At 36.1% G+C, this 5,776-nt stretch carries 4 protein-coding genes, 1 pseudogene and 1 other annotated feature; of the genes and pseudogenes, 2 read left to right on the forward strand and 3 right to left on the reverse strand.

Annotation, left to right across the window (positions count from 1 at the left end; all coding sequences use genetic code 11):
* The first annotated feature begins 257 nt into the window (after positions 1 to 257).
* Positions 258 to 830, forward strand: coding sequence for an HdeD family acid-resistance protein (locus FTU82_RS15500; RefSeq protein WP_159139015.1), 573 nt, complete (start codon positions 258 to 260; stop codon positions 828 to 830).
* A gap of 296 nt (positions 831 to 1,126) precedes the next feature.
* Here FTU82_RS15500 and FTU82_RS15505 read toward each other — a convergent pair.
* Positions 1,127 to 1,551 (reverse strand): annotated as a pseudogene (locus FTU82_RS15505) (transposase); the annotation flags it as partial.
* Positions 1,160 to 1,276, reverse strand: a sequence feature (AL1L pseudoknot). Its footprint overlaps the pseudogene before it by 117 nt.
* A gap of 335 nt (positions 1,552 to 1,886) precedes the next feature.
* Here FTU82_RS15505 and FTU82_RS15510 point away from each other — a divergent pair.
* Entirely contained in the window at positions 1,887 to 3,089 is a 1,203-nt protein-coding gene (locus tag FTU82_RS15510) for an integrase arm-type DNA-binding domain-containing protein (RefSeq protein WP_180001899.1), read from the forward strand.
* 368 nt (positions 3,090 to 3,457) lie between these two features.
* Here the strand turns inward: FTU82_RS15510 and FTU82_RS15515 are convergent, their stop codons facing one another.
* On the reverse strand, positions 3,458 to 4,450 hold the full coding sequence (locus tag FTU82_RS15515) for a zinc-dependent alcohol dehydrogenase family protein (protein WP_180001898.1): 993 nt from the start codon (positions 4,448 to 4,450) through the stop codon (positions 3,458 to 3,460).
* 86 nt (positions 4,451 to 4,536) lie between these two features.
* Positions 4,537 to 5,448: a LysR family transcriptional regulator gene (locus FTU82_RS15520; protein WP_180001897.1), complete on the reverse strand. Its 912-nt coding sequence runs from the start codon at positions 5,446 to 5,448 to the stop codon at positions 4,537 to 4,539.
* Between the last annotated feature and the right edge of the window lie 328 nt (positions 5,449 to 5,776).

Below are 5,776 nucleotides of genomic sequence, written 5' to 3' on the forward strand. Positions count from 1 at the left end.
TGGACAAAATGACTCCAGATGAGTTTTACTATGACCAGCTACCACAACAAAATAAGGTAGCTTAACTAGAGCAGAATATCACTTATAAATAAGCTTTTAGTTGTTCAAACAAGTGGGACCACCTCTTTATATCGATGTTAATCGGCTACTAAAACATAATTTTATTTTTTTATGCAAGAGGAAACGTAAGATTCTTCTAAAGCCAATCAAGTTTTAAAGTATGATCAGTCAAATAAGACATCACTTGAGAAGAAAAGATGAAAACAGTAGGCAATGACTTGGTACGTAGTCAGTTGCATCAAAAGCGAAAATGGTATCTGGGGCTGGGCATTTTACTAGTGATTTTTGGTCTGGTCTTGCTAGCGACTTTACCCTTTGCAACCTTGTCCGTGGTATTCATGTTTGGCGTACTGATGATGATCGGCGGGATTCTGCATTTTGTTGCTGCATTTAAAATTTTTCATGGCGGTTTTCGCTGGTTCTGGGCCTTATTCGGTCTTTTATACTTGCTTGCCGGATATTATGCGTTCAGTACACCGCTACAGACCGCGGTGGTCCTGACCCATATTCTGGCGATTATTCTAATTATTGCAGGTATCATCCGGATCTTGAATAGCCTTTTGTTTCGCGCTCTGGGTGGATGGGGCTGGACTTTATTTTCAGGCATCTTGACCCTGCTGGCAGGGATTGTGATTTTGCAATCCCCAGATGCACCGTTTTGGGTCCTGGGCCTGTTTCTGGCGATTGATATTTTATTTCAGGGGATTAATTACCTGACATTTGCGTCTTATATCCGGTATGAAGTCCCGAAAAGTTCAGCTGAGCTTTAAAAGCTCGCATCAAGAGCGCTCCGTGCGCTCTTTTTTATGTCTTGTGATGAATATAAGTGTGATCAGTTTATGTCAAAAATCTTTGTACTTGCGCCGGGTTCCTTATACTGAACTTGCATAAATTATGTTGTGTAACGTATGTAACAAGTTGAAATTATTAAAAATAGGATAACTAAAAATGCAACCGACTGAATTAAAAAAATTACCAGACTGGTTATTAGAACAGTTACCCCAAATAACTGAACCAGCAATTTTATCACTTATAGGTGTTGTTCAAATTTACGGAGCCATCTCTTGTCAGCGAGATCTAAAGTTCGGTAATAGGTTGAAGCTGCGATCGGTAAAATCCTACAAATCGCATCAACACCATATAAGTCTTTATTGTTATGGATGAAATCCACCATTATTTGTGTGGGCGGTCGAGCTCCGCCTGGGCGAAAAAAGCGGCTGCTTTACGTAGAATTTCATTGGCACGCTTTAATTCTTTAATTTCACGTTCCATTTGCTTCATTTTTTCTTGATCAGATATCTGTTGTACTTTAATAGGATTTTGCTGATCTAAATGCTTTTGATGCCAGGCACGAAGTGTTTCAGGAGTACAACCAATCTTAGGCGCAATTGCTGTGATTGCAGCCCAAGTAGAAGGATAATCTTTTTCAGATTCAATTAGTAATTGAACCGCTCTTTCTCTAATTTCGAGGGTATAGGTTGGTTTTTTCATCGGAATAGTCTCTCAGAATATTGAGTCTCCGACAAACCCGGTACGGTTCATTGTTTGTGTTTGGACAAAAGTGATGAATGCAGACCGTTTTGATGTGAAGAAATCATGATCTGAATATTTAAGATAAAAAACCGGCTTTAAGCCGGTTTTTTTATTTAACTTGTAGAATCAATGGTTAATTAAATGGTTACTAAAAAGCAATCACTCTAAATATAAAACAGATTTAACAATAACTTATAAAAATATATGATGCGTATGATACGCATCATATGAATATCGCTTAAATTTGCTATAATTGAATTGAGCAGTGCCATTTGTGGTTAGGTTAAAAATTCATGAGTCTTACTGAAATTAAGGTACGTCAAGCTAAACCAAAGGAAAAAATCTATTTTCTGGCAGATGATGACGGCTTAAGTTTGAAGGTAGAACCAAACGGACGTAAATCTTGGAGTTACCGCTATTCACTTGCAGGGACAAATAAACGTCCTCGCATGAAGTTGGGTGAATATCCTGTAATGTCCTTGAAAGAGGCCAGATCAGTCCGGGATGAATATAAATTTAATGATTATCAAAATAAACTGCTGCATAAAAAAGACATCAAAACTTTTCAGGATATTTGTGAAGAGTGGTTAGAATTTAAAATTAAAAATTCCTTTGAAGATGAACCACGATGCGGTGTAATTCAGCTTGCAAAAAAATGTTTAGATCAGGATATTTATCCAAATATTGGACTAACGCCATTTATTGAAGTTAAAAGATATGATCTGGTTAAGGTTATTAAAAATATAGAATCTAGAAATGTAAAAGAACCTGTAAAGAAAGCTTACAGTTATTTAAATCAGATTTATGATTATGCTGTAGCAATGGGGTATTGTGAATATAATATTGCAAATGGGCTTCATAAAATATTAGTTAATAATAAGATTAAGAAAAATTATCCTCATTTGAACTCAGATGAACTATCTAATTTCTTAGCTAGATTGAATCAGATTAATACAGATCCTATCATTAAAAAAGCCCTATTATTTAAGTTATATACAGGCGTACGTGGTGGAGAATTACTGCTTTCTGAACCACATCACTTCGATCTGGATAAAAGAATATGGAAAATACCAGCCTTACATATTAAACAATATAGAAGAAAAGTTATTTTAGGTCATGATATTCCTGAATTTTTAGTTCCACTATCTGATCAAGCACTTGAAGTTGTGAAATCAGCACTCGCTTGGTCTCATGGCGAAAAATATGTATTTTCTAGCCCCCGTAATAATCATAAACCTATTCATTTTAACACCCTGAACTTGATTATTAGAAAAATGGGATATACTAAAAATGAACTATCATCTCATGGTTTACGCTCAACATTTAGTACCATATTAAATGAATCTGGTTTATTTCAATCAAATTGGATTGAAGCACAGCTATCTCATACTGATAAAAATAAAACCCGTGCAAGTTATAATCATGCAGAATATTTCAATCAGCGCGTGGAAATGATGCAATGGTGGGGAGATTTTATTGATAGTTGTACTGTATAGTTAATGGTTATGAAATCCAAGTTTTAATTAGAATATATTAGTAAATATATAAAATTAGATTCAAGCATTATTAAGACTGAAATATTGTAAAGTAAACTACTTATATTCTGTATTATTTATTTTATACGATTTATAAGAGCCTTAGTTTTTTAATATATTAACCATGATCTATTGACAGAAAACTAGTAAAGTAAATGCCCGCTGAAACTAATTATCCGTGATTTGAGTTATTTAATGCTCTAGTAAAACAGCATTAAATAACCCGATCACGGCATCGAGTGTGGTCAGATCTATGATGAAACTCGGCTAACCAAAAATATTGTATTGGAACTAAAATGCCCTATAGATGGCAGTATAGGGCATCTAAATTACTGAACGTTAACTACGATCTTGCCGATTTGGGCATTTGTTTCCATGTATTTATGAGCTTCTTGGATATTCTCAAAATTAAAGACTTGGTCAATTAAAGGTGATAACTGACCTGACTCCAAACCACGATAAACAAATTGTTTTGCCTGTTCTAGCGCATTGGAATCAGTGGTAATTTCAAAGAGCTCATAACCACGTAATGTTAAATGTTTGCCTAAAACATCCATAACACTCATTTGGATATCACGTGTATCAAGCGCACCATATTGGAAGAATGTGCCTTGTTTAGCCATAGCTTGCATGATTTTACCTACAGCTGGACCACCTACAGGATCAAACACCATATTTACCCCCTGGTGATTGGTAATACGATTCAATTCATTTACTAAATCTTGCTCCTCAGTAGCGATCACATATTTAGCCCCTAGATCTATCAGCTGCTGCTTTTTAGCACTAGTACGAGTTAATGCGATTGGGGTAGCACCTAACATATTAGCAATTTGAATTGCTGCCACGCCAACACTGCTTGATGCAGCACCAATAACAACATATTGGTCTTTCTGTAAGTTGCCAAAATGTACTAATGCACCATAAGCCGTCACAAACATCATCCAGCTTGCAGCCGCTTGTTGGAATGTCAAATTTTTAGGATGTTTTACAACAGCATGGACTGGCAGATTGATGAGTTCTCCATATGTACCGTATTCATCAAAACCAAAAGATGGAATGACACTAACTGCATCACCAATACTAAGCCCTGAAACACCTTCACCAATTGCTGTAACTACACCAGCGGCTTCGTATCCGAGTACAGAAGGAAAAGTCGGTTCAATAACATAATTACCAGTACGGTACATGATTTCAGCCCGATTTAAGCCAATAGCATGTACTGAAACCTGTACTTCACATGTTTTAGGTGCAGTAATCTCTAAATCTTCGATTTGTAAAACATCAGCATTACCAATTGCACGCATCATTACAGTTCTAGACATGTTTCTTTTCCATATGATCAACAGATGGAATCAGCATAATCCTTCAAATAGATCAGATAAATAAACAATCTATTTATAGATTGGTTCTATTTTTTATAACAATCTTTCGCAAAAATATTTTTAACCCAATCTATAAATACTTGCATACGTGCCGGTAGATGTTCCCTATGGGTGTATAGCAAAGAAATAGGTTTAGGAATATTTTGATAAGTTGATAACACTTCAATGAGTTGACCATTCTCGAGATAGGGCTGTATTGCATGACGAACCCCTTGAATTAAGCCCAAACCATGTAAAGCTGCGCTTAAAAATGATTCTGAATCATTGACTAAAATACTTGAATCCAACTTATATTCTTGAACTTGCTGATTCACAATAAATTGCCAATTCATGACCTTACGTTGTTTACCGCTAAAATAATTGATGGCTTGATGGTGTTTTAGATCATCTAAGGTATGCGGTGTGCCATATTTTTTTAAATAAGAAGGGGCAGCACAAGTGATCATTTCAACTTGTCCAAGTGATTTTGCAATGAGGGTTGAGTCATCTAAGTAGCCGAGTCGAATTGCAAAATCGACACCTTGATCAATGAGATCCACTAAGGAATCAGAGGATTCTAGAATCAACTCGATATTTGGATATTGTTGTTTAAACTCTGCCAAATGAGGAATCAGAATGGCTTTGGCAATGGTGATAGGTACGTTGATGCGCAGTTTACCCGATATATTTTGAGTCTGTAGATTTGGCTGAAAGCTATTAAAAATAGCATCGAAGTCTTTAAGGAGTTGCAATGCTTTGTGATAGAAAGCTTCACCTTCTAAAGTCATGCTGACTTTACGGGTGGTTCTATTGAGTAATCTCACCCCCAATTCATGTTCAAGCTGTTTGATGGCTTTGGAAATCAGTGGACGATGCACACCCAATGTCTCAGCAGTGTGAGTAAAGCTTTGGGTTTCAACCACACGCACATATATCTGTAACTTCTGCAAATGATCCATTTAATTTTGCCATTCATTGAATATCGAAATTATAACAAATGGCTGATTTAAAGGTCTTATTCGAACGACATGATGTTTAGCCGTCCGATCAGGGATGGTCATGAATACAGAAAAAATTAATCTTCAATCAGGTCAATTTTGAATGATAAAAAATATTTCACCTGCTTATGCAATGAACTTTACCCAAAGTTTAACTATATTGGGCTTTGTTGCACAAACCTATCTGTAAAGGCTTTTTCAGCGATATAATTTTCAAATGAAGAAGCCTACACACAAAATCTACCGCACAACCAATTGGCCCGCATATAACCGAGCACTCATGAGTCGC

Origin of the sequence: Acinetobacter sp. YH12151 (genome assembly GCF_013418355.1) — a bacterium.
Taxonomy (GTDB): Bacteria; Pseudomonadota; Gammaproteobacteria; order Pseudomonadales; family Moraxellaceae; genus Acinetobacter; species Acinetobacter pseudolwoffii.